Source organism: Sanguibacter suarezii NBRC 16159, assembly GCF_001552735.1.
In the GTDB taxonomy this organism is placed as follows: Bacteria; Actinomycetota; Actinomycetes; order Actinomycetales; family Cellulomonadaceae; genus Sanguibacter; species Sanguibacter suarezii.
Genome location: NZ_BCRT01000003.1, coordinates 1 through 760, shown reverse-complemented (window position 1 = coordinate 760; position 760 = coordinate 1). Strand labels below are relative to the sequence as shown.

1 protein-coding gene is annotated in these 760 nt (G+C 70.9%); it reads left to right on the top strand.

Annotated features, from left to right (window positions below; all coding sequences use genetic code 11):
* Positions 1 to 239: 239 nt before the first annotated feature.
* Positions 240 to 760, top strand: a 521-nt coding sequence (locus SS2_RS01260) for a response regulator (protein WP_157607148.1), incomplete at its 3' end; no start/stop codon positions are given.

The window sequence follows — 760 nt, the reverse complement described above, 5'->3', positions numbered from 1 at the left end:
ACGGCCCGGGGGAGGAAGGGAGCCCGGAGGACGGAGGGCCCGGGGGCAGGCGGGCAGGGCAGGAGGGCAGTCGGGCGGGCGGGGAGGTGGGAAGTCGGGCGGGTGGAGGAGAGGATGCCCGGAGGGCCCCGGGGAGGGGCTCGTCACAGGGGCACCGGCTCGACCTGTCCGGACGCTCACGTTAGTGTCCAGGTGGTCGATAGTGCCTTCGACGACACCCGACACCAAGGAGCGACTCGATGGACAGCCGCTACAGGATCCTCGTCGTCGAGGACGACGACGACGCCGCGAGCTACATGCGGACCGTCCTGGAACGCAGCGGCATGGACCCCAGCGTCGTGTCCAACCCGCAGGCCGCGCTGGCCCTGCTGGCGTCGACGACCTTCGACCTGCTGCTGACGGACATCGAGCTCCCGGGGATGTCCGGTCTTGAGCTCACCCAGCGGGTCAAGGCGACCCGCCCCGATCTTCCGATCATCGTCATGACCGCCCATGCGACCCTCGACTACGCGGTGAACGCGCTGCGGCTGCAGGCCGACGAGTTCCTGTTCAAGCCGATCCGCAAGCCGCAGCTGGTCGAGGTGGTGACCCGCCTCGTCGAGCAGGCCCGCGTCTCCGCTCGTCCGAGCAACGTCGTGCTGGCCATCGGTGCGCACCCGGACGACGTGGAGATCGGCGTGGGCGGGACCCTGGCCGCGCACCAGGCCGCCGGGGACCAGATCGTCATCCTCACCATGAGCCGCGGTGCTCGCGGCGGGGC